Origin of the sequence: Pseudomonas sp. NY15463 (assembly GCF_048068415.1) — a bacterium.
GTDB classification, from domain to species: domain Bacteria; phylum Pseudomonadota; class Gammaproteobacteria; order Pseudomonadales; family Pseudomonadaceae; genus Aquipseudomonas; species Aquipseudomonas mosselii_C.
This window is the reverse complement of record NZ_JBLUQD010000004.1, coordinates 415,093-435,963: the sequence shown is the minus strand read 5'-3', so window position 1 is coordinate 435,963 and position 20,871 is coordinate 415,093. Positions and strand designations below refer to the sequence as shown.

Genomic DNA, 20,871 nt, shown 5'->3' with positions numbered 1-20,871 from the left:
CCGGGGCACAGGAAGAACACACGACGTCATGAGGACGAGGATGAACGCAACACGACTGATCGCAGCCCTGGCCATGGTGCTGCTCAGCGCCTGTGGCAAGGACATGCCGGTCGAGCCCGCCCCTGGCGATGCGTCGGCGCCGGACCTTACCTTGTATTTCAGCGCCGCTGCCGGGCTCAACCCAGGCGCGACCGGCCACCCCGCGCCGGTTCGCGTGCGCCTTTACGAGTTGAAGAACGGCGCGGCTTTTGCCCGTGCCGATTATTTCGCCCTGGCCGAGCGAGCCCAGGCGACGCTCGGCGCCGACCTGATCGACCAGGACGAGGTGCTGCTGCAACCCGGCGAGCAACTGCGCCTGGAACGTGCGCTCGATCCGGCCACGCGCCAGGTCGGACTGGTGGTCGGTTACCGCGAGGTCGACCAGGCCCAGTGGCGCAGCTTGCTGCCGGTGCCGCCACGTGACTATCAGATCAGCCTCGATGTGCGCGCCGTGCGCAGCGCCGTGGCCACCCCACAACCTGAGCCTGCCCACTAGGCATTCGGAGTCCCCATGTCCTGGAACAATCGCGTGGTCTGGTCGGAAGGCATGTTCATCACGACCCAGCACTTTCAGCAGCACGACCGCTACCTGGAAAACTTCATCGACGCCCGCAGTCGGCCGCTCAGCGCGGCGGCCTGGGGCTTTTCCGAGTTGCTCATCGACCAGGGCCTGCTGGCCCAGGGCAAGCTGGCGATCCTCAGTGCCCGTGGCTTGCTGCCTGATGGCACGCCGTTCGATATCCCCCGTGATGACCTGCCACCTGCGCCGCTGGAGGTCCCCGATGACCTGCGCGACGGGGTGATCTACCTGGGTCTGCCGCTCAAGCGCGCCGGAGCCCGTGACACTGTAGACGAGGGCGAAGGTGTCGCGGGTGCGCGCTACGTCAGCCGTATCAGCGAAGTGCGTGACGATAACGCCTCGTTCGAGAACCGCGCGCCGCTGGCCCTGGGCAGTCGCGCCTTGCGTCTGCTACGCGCAGAGGACGGCCTGAGTGACTACGCAGCCCTCGGCGTTGTACGCGTTCGCGAGAAGCGCGCCGACCGCGCCTTGGTGTTGGACGAGCGTTATATCCCGCCACTGCTGGATGTCACGGCCAATGCCCAGCTATCGGGTTTTCGTGGCGAACTGCTGGGCCTGTTGCACCAGCGCGGCGAAGCGCTGGCCGGGCGCGTGGTGGCGTCGGCCAATGGCGGGGCTTCGGAGATCGCCGACTTCATGCTGCTGCAACTGGTCAACCGCGCCCAGCCGTTGGTGGAGCACCTCAACCAGCTGACCCCGCTGCACCCGGAGCGCCTGTACAGCGAACTGGTGGCCCTGGCCGGCGAGTTCGCCACGTTCACCCGCGATGGCCGGCGCCCTGAAAGCTACCCGGCGTACCAGCACGATGACCTGGCGGCGACCTTCACCCCGGTGATGGCCGCCCTGCGTGAGGCCCTGTCGATGCTGATCGACAGCAAGGCCGTGGCGATTCCGCTGGTGGAGAAGGCCTACGGTATCCACGTCGGCATGCTCGCGGACCGCAGCCTGCTGGACAGCGCCAGCTTCATTCTGGTGGTGCGTGCCGACGTGCCGAGCGAGACCTTGCGCGCGCGTTTCGGCCAGCAGAGCAAGATCGGCTCGGTGGAGCACATCCGCGACTTGGTCAACCTGCAACTGCCGGGCATCGGCCTGCTACCGCTGCCGGTGGCACCGCGGCAGATCCCATTCCATGCAGGCTCGACTTACTTCGAACTCGACCGCGGAAGCGAGCACTGGAAGCAATTGCAGCAGTCTGGTGGTTTTGCCTTCTACATGGCCGGGGAGTTCCCTGGGCTGAACCTGGCGTTCTGGGCCATTCGGGGGTAAGTCGATGGCATTCCATAGCCCCGCATCCCTGTGGGAGCGGGTTTACCCGCGAAGCAGACAACGCGGTGGATGGCACCGGCTTTGCCGGTGTTCGCGGCTAAAGCCGCTCCTACAGGCCCCTGCCAGGTCAACAAGCCTTAGGCAGGCCTGTGCCACCCACTTTCCAAGGACCGGAGACTAAGCCGCGATGCAATCGGACGATCCGCTGGCCAACGACCGCACCCAATTCATGCCGCGCCCCGGTGGCCGAGGCCCGCAGCCTGCTGCTGCGCAACCACAGCCAGCCCCGGCCGCACCGCTGAACGTGCCCACCGAACCCCTGGCCCCGGGCCAGGCCATGGGCCTCAACCCGCTGGAGCAGGCCGCCGGCCCGTTGCTGGCGTTGCTCACGCGCCTGCGCAACACCATCGCCCACCCCGCGCCGGCCAGCTTGCGCGCGCAGTTGCTGGCCTACCTGCGCCAGTTCGAAGAGCGTGCCGAGGCCGGCGGGGTGCCGCGCAACGAGGTCCTGCTGGCGCGCTACGCGCTGTGTACCGCCCTCGATGAAGCGGTGCTCAGCACGCCTTGGGGCAGTGCCAGCGACTGGGGCAAGCAGAGCCTGCTGATCACCGTGCACAACGAGGCCTGGGGCGGCGAGAAGGTGTTCCAGTTGATGGAGCATTGCCTGCAAAGCCCGCGCGAGCGCCTGAACCTGCTGGAGCTGTTGTACCTGTGCACCAGCCTGGGTTTCGAAGGTCGCTACCGGGTGATGAATGGCGGACGTGCCCAGCTTGAGGCCCTGCGCGAGCGCACCGCCGCGACCATCCGCAGTGCCCGTGGCGAGATCGAGCGCGAGCTGTCGCCGCATTGGCGTGGCGTGAGTGTGGCGCGTGATCGCCTGGCGCAGTTCGTCCCGCCGTGGGTCGGCCTGGCGGTAGCCCTGGCGTTGCTGTTACTCGTGCTGTTCGGCCTGCGCCTGAAACTGGCCGCCGATGCAGAGCCCGTGTTTCGTGGCATCCACGCCCTGGGCGAGATTCCGGTGCAGGCCATGGACCGCCCGGTGGTGCAGCCAAAGGCCGTGGAGCGCCCGCGCCTGGCGGGCTTTTTGGCCGACGAGATCAAGGCCGGCAAGGTTGCCGTGGAAGATGCAGTGGATCGCTCGGTAGTGACCATCCGTGGCGACGAACTGTTCGCCAGTGGCAGCGCCAGCATCAAAGGCGACTTCGAGCCATTGATGCTGCGCATCGCCGAGGCCGTGGGCAAGGTCAAGGGCAACGTCAAAGTCACCGGCCACAGCGACAACCAGCGTATTGCCACGCTGCGCTTCCCCTCCAATTGGGCGTTGTCGCAGGCCCGCGCCGAAGAAGTGCGCGCGCTGCTTGCTGCGCGCACCGGACAGCCTGATCGCTTCACCGCCCAGGGGCTGAGCGACACCGAGCCGCTGGCGTCGAACGACAGCGCACAGGGCCGGGCGAAGAATCGTCGGGTTGAAATCACCGTTCTGGCGGAGGGCGTCGAGTGAAGGCGTTTTTCAGTTTCGTGGTCCGCTGGGTGATCCCGCTGTTGGGCCTGTTGGCGTTGAGCTTGATCATCTGGTTCGTCGGCCCGTTGCTCGATGCGCTGGTGCCGGCCACCCCGCGTGTGGTGCTGATCGTGCTGCTGTTCGCCGTGTGGATCGCCTACCGCGTATGGCGCATCGTGCAGGCTCGTCGTCAGGCGCAAAGCGTCATGGCGAGCCTGGCCGCCGACACCACGCCGGACCCTGCCAGCGTGGCCACTGCCGAAGAGCTGGCGACCCTGCGCCAGCGTATGGACGAAGCCCTGGCGCTGCTGAAGAAAGCCCGCCTGGGCGGTGACGAGCGACGCAACCTCTACGAACTGCCGTGGTACGTGATCATCGGCCCACCCGGCTCGGGCAAGACCACCGCGCTGGTCAACTCCGGCTTGCACTTCCCGCTGGCCGCACAGTTGGGCGAGGGCGCCATTCGCGGCGTGGGCGGTACGCGCAACTGCGACTGGTGGTTCACCGACCAGGCCGTGCTGCTCGATACCGCCGGGCGCTACACCACCCAGGACAGCCACGCCCAAGTGGACAAGGCGGCCTGGCTAGGCTTTCTCGACCTGCTCAAGCGCCAGCGCTCGCGTCGTCCGATCGACGGGGCGTTCATCGCCATCAGCTTGTCCGACTTGCTGCTGTGCAGCGATGCCGAGCGCGCTGCACATGCTGGTGCCATTCGTACGCGGATCCAGGAGCTGTACACCCAACTGGGTGTACGTTTCCCGATCTACCTGATGCTGACCAAGCTCGACCTTGTACCGGGCTTCATGGAGTTCTTCGATAACCTCAGCAAGGACGAGCGCGCCCAGGTCTGGGGCATGACCTTCGCCCTGGACGACGGCCAGCAGGGCGACGGCCCGTTGGCGCAGTTCAGCGAGGAGTTCGGGCTGCTCGAACAGCGCCTGAACCAACGTCTGGTGGAGCGCCTGCAACAGGAGCGCGACCCGGCCCGGCGCGATTTGGTATACGGCTTCGCCCAGCAGTTCGCGGCCTTGCGCGGCCACCTCAAGGGCTTGCTCGAGGGCGTGTTCAAGCCCAACGCCTTCGAGGAGCGCGCCTTGCTGCGCGGGGTGTACTTCACCAGCGGCACCCAGGAAGGCAGCCCGATCGACCGGTTGATCGGCAGCATGGCCCAGAGCATGGGCCTGGACCGCGCGCACCTGGCCCGGCAGAACGGCACCGGGCGTAGCTACTTCATCGAGAAGTTGTTCAGCGCCGTGGCCTTCGCCGAGCGCGGCCTGGTGGGCAGCAACCCGAAAATCGAGCAGCGGCGAAAGTGGATCACCCGGGGCGCGCTGGCGTTGAGCGTGGCCTTGGTGCTGGTGGTCGGCGTCCTGTGGGCTTTTAGCTACCGCGCCAATCAGCAGTACATTGCCGACGTCGACAGTCGTCTCAAGCCGGTGGGCATGAGTGTGCAGACGCTGAGCCCGGCCCAGCGCAACGTGGTTGATGTGCTGCCGCTGCTCAACGCCGTGCGCCGCCTGGCGGATGACCCGCCAGCGTGGGCCGAAGGGCTGGGCCTGTACCAGGGCGATATGCTCGAAAGTGAGTCCGACAGCGTTTACCGCAAGCTGCTGATCGCCATCTTCGCGCCACGTCTGGTCACCCGTATCGAAGAGCAGTTGTATGCCGGGGGGCCGTCCGACTACCTCTACGAGGGACTCAAGGCGTACTTGATGCTGGCCGATGGTGAGCACTACGACCCTGCGTTCATCAAGGCCTGGATCACTCTCGACTGGGAGCGCCACCTGCCGCGCGACCTCGCCCCGGATATGCGCCAGGCCCTGGAGCAGCATCTGGCGGCGCTGTTCGACAAGCGCCCGCCCAACGCGCGCCTGGACCAACGCCTGATCGACGACACCCGCCGCCAGTTGCAGCAGCTGCCAGTGGCCCAGCGGGTGTACGACCGGGTCAAACGTCAGAAGCTGCCCTCGGGCGTCAGCGATTTTCGTGTCAGTGATGCAGCCGGCCGCGATGCCGCGCTGGTGTTCCGCTTCAAGAGTGGCAAGCCCCTGAGCGAGCCACTGCCTGGCCTGTTCAGCGTCGAGGGTTATCGCAAGGCGTTTCTTGCCGCGAGCCTGGCGCAGAGCGCGACCCTGGCCGAGGAACGCTGGGTACTGGGCCGCGAGCCGGGCGAAGCGGGCGATGCCAAACGCCTGGCTGACGATGTGCTGCAGCTCTACTACCAGGATTACATCCGCACCTGGGATGCCCTGCTGGCCGACCTGGACTTTGTGCCGATCACCAGCGTCGGCCAGGCCGCCGACGTGCTGCGCGTACTGTCCGGGCCGACGTCACCGTTGAAAAAACTCCTGCAAGCGGTCGCCCACGAGACAGACCTGTCCCAGCCCACCCCCCTCGACAAGGTGCAGGCCAAGGCCGAACAGGCCGGCGTGGATCAGCTGCGCCAGCGTCTTGGCGGGCTGCTTGGCGATACGGCGTTGCCCAGCGACAACCCCGCCGCCCGCGAGGTCGACCCGGTGACCGCGCACTTCGCTGACGTGGCCGCGCTGGTGGCTACCGGCGACGGGCAGCCAGCGGCCATCGATGGCCTGCTCACCGACATGAATGCGCTGTACGTGCAAGTCAGCGCGATGGTCGGCGCCAGTGGCGACGCACTGTTGGGCGAGGCCAAGAACCAGGCCCAGGCGGCTGCGCAGCGCGTGGCACTGGGCGCGGCGCGCCAGCCCAAGGTGGTGCAGAACCTGGTCAGTTCGGTGCTGGGGTCGACCCACGGCATCGTCATGGGCGGGGTGCGCAACCAGCTCAACGCCGCCTGGACCAGCGAAGTGGTCAATGTCTATCGCCAGTCGCTCAGCGGGCGCTACCCGTTGGTGGCGGGCAGCAGCCGCGACGCCACGCTGGAGGACTTCGGCCAGTTCTTCGGGGTGGGCGGGGTGATGGACAACTACTTCCGCAAATACCTGCAACCCTACGTGAATACCTCCAGCACGCCTTGGAGCTGGCAGCCGGGCGCTGCGCAAAAACTGGGCATCAGCAGCAACGTGCTGGCGACCTTCCAGCGCGCAGCGAGCATTCGCGATGCGTTCTTCCGCAACAGCAGCGGCCTGCAACCGGGCGTGCGCTTCGAACTCAAGCCGGTGGCGATGGACGCCAGCATCACCCAGTTCCTGCTCGACCTCGACGGCCAGCAGGTCAGCTACGACCATGGCCCGAGCCGGCCAGTGGCCTTGCAGTGGCCTAATCCCAACAGCATTGGGGTGGTGCGTCTGTCGGTGTCGCCGGCGCTGGCCAGCGGGCGTTCCGGCATGACCGTGGAAGGGCCGTGGGCCTGGTTCCGCTTGCTGGATCAGTCGGATCTGGTCGCCGCTGGCTCGCCGGAGCGTTTCAACCTGCGTCTGCGCGTCGATGGCGTCAGCGTGTCCTACGAGCTGCGTGCCAGCAGCGCGTTCAACCCGTTCCGCAGCCGAGTGGTCAGCGGTTTCAGCCTGCCGGAGCGCTTGTGAACGACTTGGGGTTCTACGGAAAACTGGCCTGCCGCGGCGACTTCGTCAGCCGTGGCTTGCCGCAGACGTTCATTCAGCCCTGGGACCAGTGGCTGGCGGCGGGCATTCAGGCCAGCCAGCAGGCGCTCGGCGAACGCTGGCTCGACGCCTACCTGGTCAGCCCGTTGTGGCGTTTCGCGTTGGCGCCGGGGCTGTGCGGACCGGATGCGGTGGTTGGCGTGCTGATGCCGAGCATCGACCGGGTCGGGCGGTATTTTCCGCTGACCGTGGCGCAGGTGCTGGCGCCGGAGGAGTCGTTGGCCAGTGTGCTGGCTGGCGAGGATACGTGGTTCGAGGAGGTTGAGGCGGTGTTGTTGGCCACCCTTGAGCCAGAGGCAGGGTTCGAGCGCTTCGAGGCGGCCTTGCAGCCTTTTCGCGGCGCAAGGCCGCTCCTACAGGGGCCACGTGAGACGTTGGGTGGCTTGCAGCGGTTGGCGGCGACCAGCCCTGAAGCACGTGCGCTGGCGTTGGCCGAGTGCGCGTGCGCAGGCGTGAGCCTGTGGTGGGGGCGTGGCTCGGAACGCATCGCGCCGGGGCTCATGCGCTGTGCGGGGCTGCCGCGCAGTGCGGATTTCGCCGGGTTCCTATTGGGCTGCGAGGCACACACCGTATGAGCGCCCTGCACTACCAGGCGGCCAGCCACAGTCATGTCGGCATGGTGCGCAAGATCAACGAAGATGCCTGCCTGGATCACACCTGGGAAGGCTTATGGGCGGTGGCCGACGGCATGGGCGGGCACGCGGCGGGCGACTATGTCAGCAGCCTGGTGATGGACAGCCTGTGCAATCTGCCGCTGTTCGAAACCCTCGACAGCTTCGCCCAGGCCGTGCGCGAGAACCTGGTGCGGGTCAACCGCAAGGTACGCGAGGAAACCGTCCGGCGCGGCGTGGCGATGATGGGCAGCACGGTGGTGGTGCTGGTCGCCCACGGTAGCCAGGCGATTGGCCTGTGGGCCGGTGACAGCCGCCTGTATCGCCTGCGCGAAGGGCGCATCGAACGCCTTTCCCACGACCACAGCTACGTCCAGGAACTGCAAGACAGCGGCTTGCTCAACGAGGCCGAAGCCCGTGTGCACCCGCGCGGCAACATCGTCACCCGCGCCATTGGCGTCGAGGATCATTTCGAGCTGCAAAGCGTGGCCTTGCAGGTGCAGCCCGGCGACACCTACCTGCTGTGCAGCGACGGTCTGAACAAGACCGCCGAAGACCACGAGATCGCCGACGTGCTCGGCCATGAAGACCCCTACCAGGTGGTGCGCAGCCTGGTGCACCTGGGCCTGACTCGCGGCGCGCCCGACAACATCACCGCCGTGGTCGTGAAGGCGAACGGAAGACAATGAACATGCACATCCCCGGATTCGACATTGACAGCGAGATTGGCCAGGGCGCCATGGCCAGCGTTTACCTGGCGACCCAGCGCTCGCTGGAGCGCAAGGTGGCGCTGAAGGTCATGGCCGCGAGCCTGGCGGCTGACCCGACCTTCTGCGAACGCTTCCTGCGCGAAGGCCGCACCCTGGCGCGGCTGGCCCACCCGAACATCGCCACCATCCATGACATCGGCAATGTCGATGCGCTGTACTACATGGCCATGGAGTACCTGCCCAGCGGCACGCTCAAGGAGCGCATCGCCGCCGGGCTTAGCCCGGAGCAGGGCCTGGCCTACGTGCGCCAGATCGCCCAGGCGTTGGGCTATGCCCATGCGCAAGGGCTGGTGCACCGGGATGTGAAACCGGCCAACATCCTGTTCCGCGCCGATGGCACCGCCGTGCTGTCGGACTTCGGCATCGCCAAGTCGCTGGATGATCGGACCCAGTTCACCCAGGCCGGTTTTGCCGTGGGCACGCCCAGCTACATGAGCCCTGAGCAGGCCCGCGGCCAGGAGATCGACGGTCGCGCCGACCTGTATGCACTGGGCGTGGTGCTGTACGAAATCCTTGTCGGCGAATTGCCTTACAGCGGCACCGACGCACTTTCCACGGCGCTGGCGCACCTCACTGAGCCCTTGCCTGAGCTGCCTATCGAACACGGCCGTTACCAGGACATCCTGCGTGGGCTGCTGGCCAAGGACCCAAACGAGCGCTTCCCCGATGCCGCCGCGTTGCTGGCAGCGCTCGACCGCCTGCCTGTCGAGGCCCAGGCCAGCGAGAGCGAAAGCACCGTGATTCGCCCACTGCCCGATGTCGCCGCGTCCAAGCCCGACCTGGGCGGCCTGACGCCCGTGTCCATCGAAATCCCACAGGCACAGCCTGAGCCGGTGGCCGTGCCCCCGGCCAAGGCTGAGAAGCCGCAGCCCAAGCCCGCGCCGCAGGCTAAGTCAGGCTCCAGCAAACCCGCCAAGGCCGTGCTTGCAGTGGCCATTGCTGCTGCGCTGGGCCTGGGTGGTACGTTCTTCTGGCTACTGACCGGCAGCGATACCCCTGCGCCGCAGACACCCGTGGCTCAGGCCCCAGTCCAGACGAGCGCCCCGGTGCAGCCGGTGACGCCGCCGCTGGCTGCCAGCGAAGACGGCCGACCGCTGCTGCTGCCCGGCAAGAAGACCCTGTTCCAGCGTGTGCTGAGCAAGCCCGACGCGCGCCTGGTGGCCAACCCTGGCGATGCTTCAGGCCAGGTGTTGCCAGCGTTCTCGGTGCTGTACGTGTACCAGCGCAAGGATGTCGGGGGCCAGCAGTGGGTCGAGGTCGGCGCCGCCAGCGATGGCCAGCGCGACGGCTGGCTGCAAGCTGCGCAGACCAGCGACTGGAAACAGAGCCTGGTGCTCAAGCTCACCGAGCGCTCCGGGCGTTCGCCGGTGATGTTCCTGCGTCAGGCCGACGATGTGCAGCGCCTGCTCGATGACACCGCCAAGGCCCGTGACAGCCTGCTCAAGGCGCAGAATCAGCCCGACCAGGTGCCCCAGGTGCTGGCCCTGGAACCGGCCGCCAGCGCTGTGCCGCAGAACCAGTTCTACCTGATGCCGATCTTCGACTACCGCGAGAGCTTCGATGCCGACGGCCAGCCGGTGCAACTGCTCAACATTGCCTCCATCGATCCCGGCGGACGCAGCCCTGCGCCGAAGGCGGCGGGCGTGGCCATGGCGGCTGACAATCGCTTTCGCACCGGCATCGTGCTGGTGGTGGACACGTCGGTGTCCATGCAGCCCTACATTGACCGGGTCCGCCAAGTGGTCAGCGAGTTGCAGCAGCAACTGGCCGCGCGTGGCGAGCTGGACAGCGTGAGCTTCGGTCTGGTGGGCTTTCGCAACAGCGTCAAGCGCACGCCGGGCCTGGAATACCTGAGCAAGACCCTGGTCAGCCTGGAGCAAGGCCGTGACCCTGCGCGTTTCCTCAAGGCCGCCGCGCAGGTCAAGGCCACCAGCGTCTCCAGCCATTCGTTCAACGAAGATGCTTTCGCCGGGGTGATGCAGGCGGTGGAGGGCATGGACTGGTCTGGCTACGGCGGGCGCATCATCCTGCTGGTCAGCGATGCCGGCGCCTTGCGCAAGAACGACCCCTACAGCAGCACCCAGATGAACGAAGCCGAGGTGCGTCAGGCAGCGTTGAGCAAGCAGATCAAGATCTACGCCCTGCACCTGCGTACCCCGGCAGGGGCCAACAACCACGGCGCTGCCGAAAGCCAGTACCGCGTGCTCACCGCCGACAGCAACCCGAAGATCGGCGACCTGTACGTGGGCGTGCCGGGCGGCGAGGTGGGCGCGTTTGGCGAGCGTGTGCGCGAGATCGGCTCGACCTTCGCCGAACTGGTGCATCAAGTCCGTAACCAGCAGCCGCAACCCGTGCCGGTGCTGGCTGCGGGCGCGAGCCTGGCGGCCAAGTCCCAGGCGCTCGGCTATGCCATGCACATGGACTTCCTTGGCCGCCAGGGCGCCAGTCAGGCGCCGCAACTGGTCAGTGCCTGGACCGCCGACCGCGACCTGACCAACCCGGCGCTGCCGACCCTGCAAGTGTGCGTGATGCTCACCAAGTTGCAGCTCAACGACCTGCAGCAATCGCTCAAGCTGATCGTCGATGCCGCACGCAAGACCCGCACTTCGCCGGGCGACTTCTTCAACGAAATCGCCAGCGCCAGCGCCTACATGAGCCGCGACCCAGCCGCCCTGAAAAAGGGCGCCAACCTCGCCCAGGGCGGCGTGCTGGGTGAGTACCTCGAAGGCCTGCCGTACCGCAGCAAATCCCTGGGCATGACCCAGGACCTGTGGCTGTCGTTGTCGGTGGCCGAACAGGAAGACTTCATCGACGAACTCGACTCGAAGATCCGCCTGTACGAAACCTTCCACAACGACATGGCCAACTGGGTGCGTTTCGGCAAGGCCGAGCCGGGCGACGCCTTGTACCGTGTGCCGCTGTCGACGCTGCCGTGATGATTCGTCTGAACGCGGTGCGCAAGACGCGCGGGCAGGGCGCCCAGCGTTACAGCCTGATGATCGACCGGCTGGAGCTGGCGGTGGGCGAACGGGTGGCGTTGGTAGGCCCCAGCGGGTGTGGCAAGAGCACCTTGCTCGACCTGCTGGCGCTGGTGCTGGCGCCGGACGCCGCCGAAGGCTTCGCCCTGGGCGACCAGGACATCGCCGGGCTGTGGCGCCAGCGCGCCCTCGACCGCCTGGCGGCACTGCGCAGCCGTCGGCTTGGCTATGTGCTGCAAGCCGGTGGGCTGCTGGGCTATCTGGATGTACGCAGCAATATTCGCCTGCCTCGGCAATTGCTTGGGCTGGGTGACGATGGCAGCGTCGAGCGCTTGGCCCAGGCGCTGGATGTTCACGATCAACTGGGCAAGAAGCCTGCCGCGCTGTCGCTCGGCCAGCGCCAGCGGGTCAGCTGCGCGCGCGCCCTGGCGCATGCCCCGGCGTTGCTGCTGGCTGACGAGCCTACCGCCGCGCTGGACCCGGTGAATGCCGAGCGGGTCATGCAGCTGCTGCTGCGCGAAGCCGAGCAGCGTCAGGTGACCTGCGTGGTGGCCACGCACGATGAACAACTTGCCCGCAGCGCGGGTTTGAAGGTGCTGCGCATGGCCTGCCGGCGCGATGCCGACGGCGGCATCACCGCCACCCTTGGGCAGGCCGCCTGATGCGCCCGCTGCTGATCGCCGGCCTGGCCTGGCAGGACTATCGCAACGAAGCGCGGCTGTCGGCGTGCGGCGTGCTCGCGCTGGTGGCGGTGATCGCGCCATTGCTGGTGCTGTTTGGGCTTAAGTTCGGGCTGGTGGGCAGCCTGACCGAGCGCCTGCAACGCGACCCGGGTGTGCGCGAGGTCATCGCGCTAGGCGGCGGGCGTTTCAGCGCCGGTTTCATCCAGGAACTGGCCCAGCGCCAAGGTGTGGCCTTCGCCATCCCGCGTACCCGGCAGATCGCCGCCACCGCCGAACTGTTGATGCCTGCCCAGGGGCGCGGGGTAACCGTGGAGATGCTGCCGACCGCCGCAGGCGATCCCTTGCTCGGCACGCTCGCGCCGCCCAGCGAGCTGCGCCAGGTGGTGCTCAGTTTTACCGCCGCCGAAAAGCTCGGCGCCAAGGCCGGTGACGAACTGGTGGCAAGTTTCAGCCGCCAGCAAGCCAGCCAGATGCAGTGGCGCCAGACCCGCTTGCAGGTGGCGGCAGTGCTGCCACTGGCGGCGTTCGAACGCGATGGGCTGTTCGCGCAACTGGCGCTGCTGGAGGCGGTGGAAGACTACCGCGACGGCCGCGCAGTACCGGCGCTGGGCTGGCCCGGCGAAGTGGCGGCCAGCGAGGGCGTGCGGGTGTACCCGGCGTTTCGTCTGTACGCCAGCGAACTGGACGATGTCGAGCCGCTGCGCCGGTTCTTTGCCGAGCGCCAGTTGCTGGTCTCGACCCAAGCCGCGCAGATCGCTCAGGTGCAATCGCTGAGCCGCAACCTGGACCTGGTGTTCTGGATCATCGCCGCGTTGGCCGTGGCGGGCGCGGTGGCAGCCATTACTGCCGGTGCCGTGGCCGGCGTCGAGCGCAAGCAGCGTGAGCTGGCGGTGCTGCGCCTGCTGGGTTTTGGCAGCGCCGCGTTGCTGTTGTTCGTGATGCTCCAGGCGCTGTACAGCGGCCTGCTCGCCGCCCTGCTCGCCGGGCTGCTGTACCTGTTGGCCGAGCATGGCCTGAACCGACTTTTCATGCAGGTGCCGGGCGAGTTCGCCAGCCGCCTGCTGCCGCTGCATTACCTCGTTGCGCTGGGTGCCGTGCTACTGGCCAGCACCACCGCCGCCGCCCTGGGCGGCTGGCGGGTATCGCGCATCGATGCTGCCCAAGGAATCCGTGATGTCTGACCACCGCTTTGGGGCTGCTGCCCTGATCCTCACCGCCTTGACCCTCGCGGCCTGTTCGCCGGCCGATGGCGACGACAAGGCCAAGCCAGCGACTGCCCAGGCCGCCGAGCCGGCGCTGGATGCCAGCAAGCTGGATAACCCCAAGCCGCTGCCAGGCGATGTCAGCCTGCCGCTGCCGTGTGGTGGTGAAATGGTGTTGCGCAGTGTCTACGTACTGGCCCAAGGCAGCCTGGATGACCGTGAAGTGAACCTCGGCTACCCGTTCAGCGAAGGCGAGGCGGGCTACAAGCAGTCGTTCATCTCGGGCTATCGACGCGACTTCATCAACGGTCAGTTCAGCCTACAGGACCTCGCGCCGCAGTGGCGTGAGGCAGTGGCGCCGAGCCTGCCCAAGGTGGACAAGCACAGCCCGCTCAAGCCGATGATGTACTTCATCGGCAAGTACGAGGTGACCGCACGCCAGTACGCCCAGGTCATGGCTCAGGCGAGTGCGCTGGCCAATGGCGGCCCCGAGCCTGCTTGCCAGGTCGATACCACCCCGGCCGGGCGCTTGCCCAAGGTCAAGCTCTCGCGCTTCGAGGCCGACCGCTTTGGCGCGGTGTACAGCGCCTGGTTGATGAAGCATCACCGCGACCTGCTGCCGGTCAGTGGGCGTGATGGCAAGGCCGAGGACGGCGGCGTGGGCTTCGTGCGCTTGCCTACCGAGGTGGAGTGGGAGTTCGCCGCGCGTGGCGGCTCGCAGGTCAGCCGCCAGGAGCTGGAAGGCCGGCTGTTCCCGCGCAAGCTCGCCGCTGGCGACAGTGATGGCCCGTTGGCCGACTGGGCGGTGTTCAACCAGGTGGCCGGTGGCACCGGGCAAGCGGCGCGCTTGATGCCCATCGGCACCAAACAACCCAACCCGCTGGGGCTGTTCGATGTGATCGGCAACGCCGCCGAAATGGTTCAGGAGTCGTTCCAGCTGGTTAACGCCGGGCGGTTGCAAGGCGCCTACGGCGGCTTCGTGGTCAAGGGCGGCAACTACCTGGAGGGCGAGGGCACGCTGTTCACCGGCATGCGCCGCGAGTACCCGCTGTTCGCCGCGGACGGCACCGAGCAGCGCAACGAGACCACCGGTTTCCGTATCGCCATCGGCGCGTTGTCGGCGCCGCGCTCACGCTACCCGGAGCTGTTCGAGCAGTGGCAGAAAGAGGGCCGCCTGGCGGGCCTGACCGATGACATCGACGCCGCGCAGGACCCGACCAAACGCCTGGACAGCATCATCGCCGCCACCCCCGATCCGCGCCAGCAGGCCGAGCTTGGGCTGGTCAACGAAGAACTCAAGCGCAACGTCTCGCTGATCGCCCGCCAGCGCGAGGAAGCGGCCGGCAACCTGATCCAGTCCGCCGCCCTGGTGGCCGAGACCATCAACAACTACAACATTCGCCTGACCAACTTGCAGAACACCCAGGCCAAGGCCGAAGCGTCCGGCGACCAGACCAGCGCGCGCATGTACGGCGCCGCCATCGCCAATGGCCGCGCCGCGCTCGACGGCGCGGTGGCGATCTACATCGACAACCTGGCCAGTGGCACGCGCTACACCGATGCGGTGATCCAGGCGCAGTTCCAGCGGGTCACGCAAGAACTCAATCGCAAGCCGGTCCTGGGCAACAGCCTGGTGACCCGCGCCACCCTGTTCGTTCGCCATGTCGGGGAGTACCGCCAGAACCGGCGGGCCGACCCGGCGACGATCCTCAAGGAGCTGCTGGCATCGGCCGCCCCGCGACCCTAAGGACAGCTTCAGCACAACGGACTTCCGGGTGGCATGAGGCCCTCGGAGATGAAATAACCCAAGAGAGAACCTGACCATGTTCACCCGCAAACCCCTGATCACCGCTTCCCAGGCTCGTACCGCCCTGCTGCTGGCCGCCGGTTTCAGCACCGTGTTGCTGAGCGGCTGCGCCAGTTCCCCGGTTTCCAAGGTGGGTGCGACCACCAAGGTCGAGTACTACCCCAACTGCTACGAGCCGGTGCAGCACCTGCGTAGCACCGACGGCGACATGACCCGTTCGGTGGCCACCGGCGCGGTCATGGGCGCCCTGGGCGGCGCCCTTGCAGGGGCCTTGGTGGATGACGAGAAGCGTGGCCGTAACGCCGCCATCGGCGCCGCTGGCGGTGCCTTGGTGGGTGGTGCTGCCGGCTACTACACCGAGCGTCAGAAGCAGATCAGCGACGACAAGCAGCGCATCGCCTCGTACGCCGCCGACATCAGCAAGAACGCCGCCGATGTCGACCGCACCACGGCCTACGCCAAGTCGTCCCAGGCATGCTACCAGCGCGAGTTCACCAGCCTGATCGATGGCCGCAAGTCGGGCCGTATCAACGACACCGAGGGGCGCAAGCGCCTGGCCGAGATCGTCTCGGGGTTGCAGGAGTCGAACAAGCTGCTGACGGCGGTCAATGGTCGTCTGGGTGAGAACCTGAACAACTACACCCAGGCTTACGAGCAAGACCTCAAGCAAGTGGGCGTCGAGCGTACCGAGGTGGTCGCCGTGGCCGAGCCGCCCAAGGTGGTCACCACCGGCAAGAAGAAAGCCACCAAGAAAGTGCAGCCGGCCAAGATCAACAAGAACGTGCCGCAGGAAGCCGTGGCCACCGAAAAGACCCTGCAGAACGCCAACAGCAAGCAGGCCGAGGCGCAGCAGGTGGCCAAGGCCGGTACCGACCAGGTGAACGGCATGTGCCGCAACCCGGACATGGGCGACTGGGCGCCGGTGCCGTGCCCGAACGTTTGATGATCACGCTTCGCTGATCTGACACGTTCTCTGAGCGGCCTTGTGCCGCGAAGGCCGCTCTCATAGGACTGCACATAACTTTTTGAGTTAGCAGGGACCTGTGGGAGCGGCTTTAGCCGCGAACACCGGCGAAGCCGGTGCCATGCACCGCGTCGTTTGCTTCGCGGTGCTCCGGCACTCCGGTAAACCCGCTTCCACAGGGGGCGCGGCGCGTTTGCGAAATCAGTTCTCTGTGCGACAGCGCAGCCCAAAGGGCTGGGTGATCTCCTACAGGGCTAGCGCAGCGCTTGTGAACCCCGTGTTCTGGCGTTGGTGCAGCGCGAATAGCTAGGTGGGCCTTCATACAGGCGCATCTTGAGTAAGGAAACCAAACCGTGACAGACCTCCTGGTCAACTCTCTGGCCAATAGTTCCCAGTTCCTGGCACGACAGCGTATCCAGGCCCGGATCAACCTGCCGCAGATGTTCGCGGCCATCGATGCCGACCCACGCATCGTCGGTGCCGGGGTGGTGTATATCGACGCCGAATACAACGTGATTACCCTGCGCGAATTCCAGCCGATCTGCAGCATTCGGCCCAAGCGGGTGATCTTACGCGAGATCAAGAAGTACCAGACCCCCGCCCAGTACACCGAGCAGTTGCAGAACAACCCACGTGAGTCGCGGGTGGTGAAGGAGGCGGTGAACACCACGCTGTCCTGTGCCGGTGCGGTGATTGGCTGGTTCGTGGTGTTCAGCGGCACCATCGCTGCGCCTTTTTCCGGCGGCACCAGCCTGGTGCTGACTTACCTCGGTGGCGCCGCAGCTACCGCCAGCAGTATCCAGTGCGGTATCGGCGTGATGCGCACGGTACGTGAAGTGACCAATCCGGCAGCCAACGACGCGCTGGACAACAGTCAGTGGTACCAGAACGCATCGCTGGTGCTCGATGGCGTATCGCTGCTGGGAGTCGGCGCCTCGGGCCTGACCACTCTCAAGTACCTGCAAGTACACAAAGCCTCGACCGGCCGTAGCTGGCTGGAACTGACAAAAAGCCTCAGCCGCCAGCAGCGCAAGGCATTGACCGACGAATTGTTGTCGATCAAGCACCCGAGCCTGACTGCCAAGCAGCTCAAGCTGGAGCAGGCGGCAGGCACCCTGACCAAACGTTACACCCCGGCGCAGATCAACCATGCCACGCAAACCCTGCTACGCGATTCGCTTGGCGCAACCTTGGGTTTCGCCGGTAGTGGGACGGTGCAGAGCATTGCCGTGGGGCTGTACGAGGAGTTCGAATGATGAACCTCGGCGAGTTTCAAGGGTTCATGCGCCACTACTTCCCGACGTTTCTGTTGGGCTTTTTCATCTGTGTGGTGTCGGTGGCCATGTCACTGGCGATGTGGGTCGACAGCCACTGGCGCAATCATCCTGATAACCCGGTTTACAGCATGTTGGGCATCGCAAGCCTGGGGCTGCTGCTTTGCATCGGGCACTTCGCGATGATTCGCGGTTGGAAATGGGCAATGTGGGCAGTTTTACCTGTACCGGGTGTTGCCTTGCTGATGGCGCTGAGCCTTGTCGGCAGCGGCCTGCCTGCGGTGCTGTTGGCGATCATGCTGGTGCTGCCGTTGCTGGCGTTGTTGGTGTTCAACACTGCTCGGCATCGCGAGATGCGGCGCCGCTTGGTGGAATTGCGTCGGCAGCGCTAAGGCCTTGGACGGCAACCTGAAATCTGTAAGGAAACATACCCATGACAGCATTCATGCCTAATCCATTGGGCAATACCTGGCGCGCCAGCGCCTGCTTGCATTGATCGACCCGCAGAAACTGTTCACGGCAGTCGATGCCGACCCGGGCATCGTCGGCGCTGGCGTGGTGTGGATCGACAGCGAATTCAACGTCATCACATTGCGCGAGTTCCAGCCGGTCTGCAGTGTGCAGCCCAAACGCCTGATCTTGCGCGAGACACCACGCTATCTGTCGCCGGAGCAGTTCAAGACGCAAATCGAAACCAACCCGCGCGAGGCAAGCGTGTTGTGGGAGGCCTTCAATATGGGCCTGGCCTGCGGCAGCGCCTATCTGGGCTGGCTGGTCATGCTCAATGGCACCATGGCCGCGCCCTTTACCGGGGGCGCCAGCCTGGTGTTGACGGTGGTGGGGTACGCGGCAGCGGCAGCGGGCACCGCTCAATGTGGCGTCGGGTTGGTGCGCACCGGCTTCGAGATGTACGACCCTTCGCTCAATGACGCCTTGGACGGGGATGATTTCTACAATGCCACCTCCATGGTGCTCGATGTGGTGGCGCTGGCGGGGGTGGCCAGTACCGCCAAGAGTACGGTGCAGTTCGTACTGGCGCGCAAGCGTGCCACCGGCCAGAGTTGGCGCCAGCTGACCAAGGCGTTGAGTCGCCCGCAGCGCAAGGCGCTGGCCACTGAACTACTCGCCCTGGAGCACCCGGCCCTGATAGCCAAGCAGCTCAAGCTCAGGCAGGCGGCAGGCACGCTACCCAAACGCATGACGCCGACCCAGGTCAACGCGGTGACCACCACCTGTATACAGGACGCTGCTGGCGGAGTGCTGGGGCTTTCCGGTAGCAGCTTAGTGCGAGGCGGACTGAGCCAAGTCAAAGGCCTGGCAATCGGCTTGTACGAGGAGATCACGGAGTGAGACGAAGCCCGGAATTTACGGAGTTCGTGAAGCGTTACTTTGGAGTCTTCATTGGTGCTTGGTTTACCTCGCTGGTGGCAGTGGCATGGAGCTTCGTACTGGTGTGGGGTACCTGGTTCAGGGCGGGGACCAAGGACGAGATGCGCGCCACCTTGGTCGCGCTGCTGGTGGTGTTCATGCTCGGCCACGGCGCGGTAGTACGGGGGCGTGCTTGGGGGGCCTGGATCGTGGCAGCGATGTGTGTGACCTGTGTGGTGCTGGTGATCGGGACCTATGGACAGCGTCCACATCTGTTTCTGTTCTGCGCGAGTATTGCGTTTGCATTGGGGACGCTGCTGTTGATGAACGGCAGGCGTTATCGGGAAATGCGCGAGGTGTTGGCGGAGCATCGGCAACAGCGCCAGGCTGCGCGCCGTAAGCAGTAGTGGCGCTGCGGGTGTTGGCCACAGGTCTGGAAGAGGGAGATAGCTGAGTGAATCACGGCCTTGAGTTTCAAAACCTCATGTCACGTTACGTTTCGACATTCATTGCAGGCTTCTTCTGGTGCTGCTTTACGCTAACGGCCTCCATCGGCTTTTGTGAGGAAATCACCGAGTGAGGATCCACCCCGACCTTAGGCCGTTCATGCAACGCTACTTTTCGAAGTTCATGGCTGCGTATTTTTTGTCCATCTATGCTCTCGCGGCTACCTTCTGGTTGGTGTGGCATACCTACTGCAAGGCTTGTACCCGCGAGACGGTGTTCCCCTTCAGCTTGTTCACGCTGGTGGTGATTTTTGTCACTGCGCATGCGGCGGTCGTGAGAGGCCGCAATTGGGGAGCCTGGTTGGTCGCGGGTTTTTGTGTCGGTAGCATCATCATTGCGCTGCCGACCTACGCATACCGGCCGCATATCTTCATCTATTCAAGCGCTCTGCTGACTAGCTTGCTTGCGCTGCTGGTGCTCAACAGTACGAAATACCGAGAGATGCGCGTGAAGCTTTTCGAGTATCGGCAACAACGCAAAGCCGATCGAGCAGCGCTGGCGCGACGTCCGAAGGTGATTCGTCGGCGCAGGGGCTGAGGGCCTGATCGCGGGGCTAGCCGGCCCCGCGATGAGGGAGCGCTCAATACCGCCGGTTGCGGGCTATTTCGATATCGTTCATCAGCGCCTTGGCCAGGGTGCTCAGGTAGTCGGCGGCGCCCAGCAGCTTGTGGTCATCCTGCGCATCGCCTTCGCGGATCAGGTGCTTGATGTAGCCCAGCAGTATCGACACCTGCTCGTAGGCATCTTCGATGGGAATACCCGGCATGACCCGCAGTAGCGGCATCGATGGGCTGCCGGCGTCGAGCAGGGTTTCGACCCCGGCAGTCACGGCGCTTGGCGTGGTGTTTTCCATGTCATGCCTCGCCTCTGAGTTTGGCCATGTCCAGGGTGCCCAGTACATGCTCGCTCAGCGCGCGGGCGATGTCGGTGGCGTGGGCGGCGTTGGCCAGCATGCTCATGCCGGGTTGGTCGGTGTGGTTGCGGCAGTGTTCGTCGATGACTTGCGAGACGCCGCGTAATAGCTCGGTGATGTGTATCAGGGCGTCGGGAGGGTACATGTCGGTGCGGACGGTGAAGAAGGGGGAGAGGGGTAGTTTGCGGGCAGGTGGATCTGGGACGATCTTTTTCATGGCGTAGCTCCAAGGTTCGCTTCAAGGAGCTGCCACGTCGACCTTCTCACGGGCAGAGGGGTGGCAGCCGTGCGTGGGGTGAGAAACCGAGGGAACCTTGGGAAACTCGGCCAGGCAAAGCCTGCCCGCGCACGGCCGCCATGACGACTCAGCCGCTGAAGGATTCCAGACGGGTTCTCACACCCGGTCACCTGATGGCGACCCGAGGACGTTATTCCCGAGGTGGAAGTCCGGCAACGGTGATGCTTCTGAGTCGTGCGTAGGATAGGTCCGAAGCTGCTCCACGCTGAAGTATTTGGTTGCAGATTCGGAAATGTCGTACAGATCCTGCACTGATCGCACGTTCCTGTAGGAGATCACCCAGCCCTTTGGGCTGCGCTGTCGCGCAGAGAACTGATTTCGCAAGCGCTCCGCGTACCCTGTGGGAGCGGCGGTTCGGCGCCCCGACTTGCCCGCGAAGAAGGTGACCCGGTGTATGGCACCGGCTTCGCCGGTGTATGGCACCGGCTTCGCCGGTGTTCGCGGGCAAGCCCGCTCCCACAGGTCCCTGCTAAATCAACAAGTTATGTGTAGTTCTATGAGAGAGGGGTTAGCGGAGTGCCGGGTCACC

The 20,871-nt window shown here is 65.5% G+C and carries 18 protein-coding genes; 16 read left to right on the top strand and 2 right to left on the bottom strand.

Annotated elements, in window-relative coordinates:
• Positions 1–40 precede the first annotated feature (40 nt).
• From tssJ to ACNFIC_RS12635, 16 genes are all read left to right on the top strand, one after another.
• Complete coding sequence (tssJ, locus tag ACNFIC_RS12710; RefSeq protein WP_138219382.1) at positions 41–535, top strand: type VI secretion system lipoprotein TssJ; 495 nt, start codon at positions 41–43, stop codon at positions 533–535.
• A 15-nt stretch (positions 536–550) separates the two neighbouring features.
• Positions 551–1,885: a type VI secretion system baseplate subunit TssK gene (gene tssK / locus ACNFIC_RS12705; RefSeq protein WP_416781128.1), complete on the top strand. Its 1,335-nt coding sequence runs from the start codon at positions 551–553 to the stop codon at positions 1,883–1,885.
• A gap of 187 nt (positions 1,886–2,072) precedes the next feature.
• Positions 2,073–3,386 (top strand): DotU family type VI secretion system protein, encoded by a 1,314-nt coding sequence (locus ACNFIC_RS12700; RefSeq protein ID WP_138219380.1) that lies wholly within the window; start codon positions 2,073–2,075, stop codon positions 3,384–3,386.
• A complete protein-coding gene (tssM, locus tag ACNFIC_RS12695; protein ID WP_416781127.1) occupies positions 3,383–6,889 on the top strand; it encodes a type VI secretion system membrane subunit TssM in 3,507 nt (1,168 codons plus the stop codon). The genes ACNFIC_RS12700 and tssM overlap by 4 nt, the downstream gene beginning before the upstream one ends.
• Positions 6,886–7,542 carry a type VI secretion system-associated protein TagF gene (tagF, locus tag ACNFIC_RS12690; RefSeq protein WP_416781126.1) on the top strand — a complete coding sequence of 219 codons (657 nt, stop codon included), beginning with the start codon at positions 6,886–6,888 and terminating at the stop codon, positions 7,540–7,542. Before tssM ends, tagF begins: the two co-directional genes overlap by 4 nt.
• The gene (locus tag ACNFIC_RS12685) at positions 7,539–8,267 is read left to right on the top strand and encodes a PP2C family protein-serine/threonine phosphatase (RefSeq protein ID WP_416781125.1); all 729 of its coding nucleotides are present in this window, start codon (positions 7,539–7,541) and stop codon (positions 8,265–8,267) included. The genes tagF and ACNFIC_RS12685 overlap by 4 nt, the downstream gene beginning before the upstream one ends.
• The gene (locus ACNFIC_RS12680) at positions 8,264–11,284 is read left to right on the top strand and encodes a protein kinase domain-containing protein (protein WP_416781124.1); all 3,021 of its coding nucleotides are present in this window, start codon (positions 8,264–8,266) and stop codon (positions 11,282–11,284) included. The genes ACNFIC_RS12685 and ACNFIC_RS12680 overlap by 4 nt, the downstream gene beginning before the upstream one ends.
• Entirely contained in the window at positions 11,284–11,988 is a 705-nt protein-coding gene (locus ACNFIC_RS12675; protein WP_416781123.1) for an ATP-binding cassette domain-containing protein, read from the top strand. Before ACNFIC_RS12680 ends, ACNFIC_RS12675 begins: the two co-directional genes overlap by 1 nt.
• Positions 11,988–13,190: an FtsX-like permease family protein gene (locus tag ACNFIC_RS12670; RefSeq protein ID WP_416781122.1), complete on the top strand. Its 1,203-nt coding sequence runs from the start codon at positions 11,988–11,990 to the stop codon at positions 13,188–13,190. Before ACNFIC_RS12675 ends, ACNFIC_RS12670 begins: the two co-directional genes overlap by 1 nt.
• Positions 13,183–14,958 (top strand): formylglycine-generating enzyme family protein, encoded by a 1,776-nt coding sequence (locus ACNFIC_RS12665; RefSeq protein WP_138219373.1) that lies wholly within the window; start codon positions 13,183–13,185, stop codon positions 14,956–14,958. The genes ACNFIC_RS12670 and ACNFIC_RS12665 overlap by 8 nt, the downstream gene beginning before the upstream one ends.
• Positions 14,959–15,034: 76 nt before the next feature.
• Positions 15,035–15,961: a type VI secretion system-associated lipoprotein TagQ gene (tagQ, locus tag ACNFIC_RS12660; RefSeq protein ID WP_416781121.1), complete on the top strand. Its 927-nt coding sequence runs from the start codon at positions 15,035–15,037 to the stop codon at positions 15,959–15,961.
• Positions 15,962–16,335: 374 nt separating this feature from the next.
• The gene (locus tag ACNFIC_RS12655) at positions 16,336–17,238 is read left to right on the top strand and encodes an NAD synthetase (RefSeq protein ID WP_416781120.1); all 903 of its coding nucleotides are present in this window, start codon (positions 16,336–16,338) and stop codon (positions 17,236–17,238) included.
• The gene (locus ACNFIC_RS12650; RefSeq protein ID WP_416781119.1) at positions 17,235–17,648 is read left to right on the top strand and encodes a hypothetical protein; all 414 of its coding nucleotides are present in this window, start codon (positions 17,235–17,237) and stop codon (positions 17,646–17,648) included. Before ACNFIC_RS12655 ends, ACNFIC_RS12650 begins: the two co-directional genes overlap by 4 nt.
• Positions 17,649–17,748: 100 nt before the next feature.
• Positions 17,749–18,606, top strand: a complete 858-nt coding sequence (locus tag ACNFIC_RS12645; protein WP_416781118.1) for an NAD synthetase — start codon at positions 17,749–17,751, stop codon at positions 18,604–18,606.
• A gap of 26 nt (positions 18,607–18,632) precedes the next feature.
• Positions 18,633–19,031 (top strand): hypothetical protein, encoded by a 399-nt coding sequence (locus ACNFIC_RS12640; protein ID WP_416781117.1) that lies wholly within the window; start codon positions 18,633–18,635, stop codon positions 19,029–19,031.
• 199 nt (positions 19,032–19,230) lie between these two features.
• Positions 19,231–19,668 (top strand): hypothetical protein, encoded by a 438-nt coding sequence (locus ACNFIC_RS12635; protein WP_416781116.1) that lies wholly within the window; start codon positions 19,231–19,233, stop codon positions 19,666–19,668.
• A gap of 43 nt (positions 19,669–19,711) precedes the next feature.
• Here the strand turns inward: ACNFIC_RS12635 and ACNFIC_RS12630 are convergent, their stop codons facing one another.
• Complete coding sequence (locus ACNFIC_RS12630; RefSeq protein WP_138219363.1) at positions 19,712–19,984, bottom strand: DUF3077 domain-containing protein; 273 nt, start codon at positions 19,982–19,984, stop codon at positions 19,712–19,714.
• Between the two features lies 1 nt (position 19,985).
• Positions 19,986–20,261 carry a hypothetical protein gene (locus ACNFIC_RS12625; protein WP_416781115.1) on the bottom strand — a complete coding sequence of 92 codons (276 nt, stop codon included), beginning with the start codon at positions 20,259–20,261 and terminating at the stop codon, positions 19,986–19,988.
• Positions 20,262–20,871: the final 610 nt, after the last annotated feature.

Coding starts and splice junctions, on each gene's coding strand:
- ACNFIC_RS12670 (WP_416781122.1), top strand. CDS start 11,988: ATGCGCCCGCTGCTGATCGCCGGCCTGGCCTGGCAGGACTATCGCAAC.
- ACNFIC_RS12625 (WP_416781115.1), bottom strand. CDS start 20,261: ATGAAAAAGATCGTCCCAGATCCACCTGCCCGCAAACTACCCCTCTCC.
- ACNFIC_RS12685 (WP_416781125.1), top strand. CDS start 7,539: ATGAGCGCCCTGCACTACCAGGCGGCCAGCCACAGTCATGTCGGCATG.
- ACNFIC_RS12700 (WP_138219380.1), top strand. CDS start 2,073: ATGCAATCGGACGATCCGCTGGCCAACGACCGCACCCAATTCATGCCG.
- ACNFIC_RS12635 (WP_416781116.1), top strand. CDS start 19,231: ATGCAACGCTACTTTTCGAAGTTCATGGCTGCGTATTTTTTGTCCATC.
- ACNFIC_RS12630 (WP_138219363.1), bottom strand. CDS start 19,984: ATGGAAAACACCACGCCAAGCGCCGTGACTGCCGGGGTCGAAACCCTG.
- tagQ (WP_416781121.1), top strand. CDS start 15,035: ATGTTCACCCGCAAACCCCTGATCACCGCTTCCCAGGCTCGTACCGCC.
- ACNFIC_RS12650 (WP_416781119.1), top strand. CDS start 17,235: ATGATGAACCTCGGCGAGTTTCAAGGGTTCATGCGCCACTACTTCCCG.
- tssK (WP_416781128.1), top strand. CDS start 551: ATGTCCTGGAACAATCGCGTGGTCTGGTCGGAAGGCATGTTCATCACG.
- ACNFIC_RS12675 (WP_416781123.1), top strand. CDS start 11,284: ATGATTCGTCTGAACGCGGTGCGCAAGACGCGCGGGCAGGGCGCCCAG.
- ACNFIC_RS12665 (WP_138219373.1), top strand. CDS start 13,183: ATGTCTGACCACCGCTTTGGGGCTGCTGCCCTGATCCTCACCGCCTTG.
- tssJ (WP_138219382.1), top strand. CDS start 41: ATGAACGCAACACGACTGATCGCAGCCCTGGCCATGGTGCTGCTCAGC.
- ACNFIC_RS12680 (WP_416781124.1), top strand. CDS start 8,264: ATGAACATGCACATCCCCGGATTCGACATTGACAGCGAGATTGGCCAG.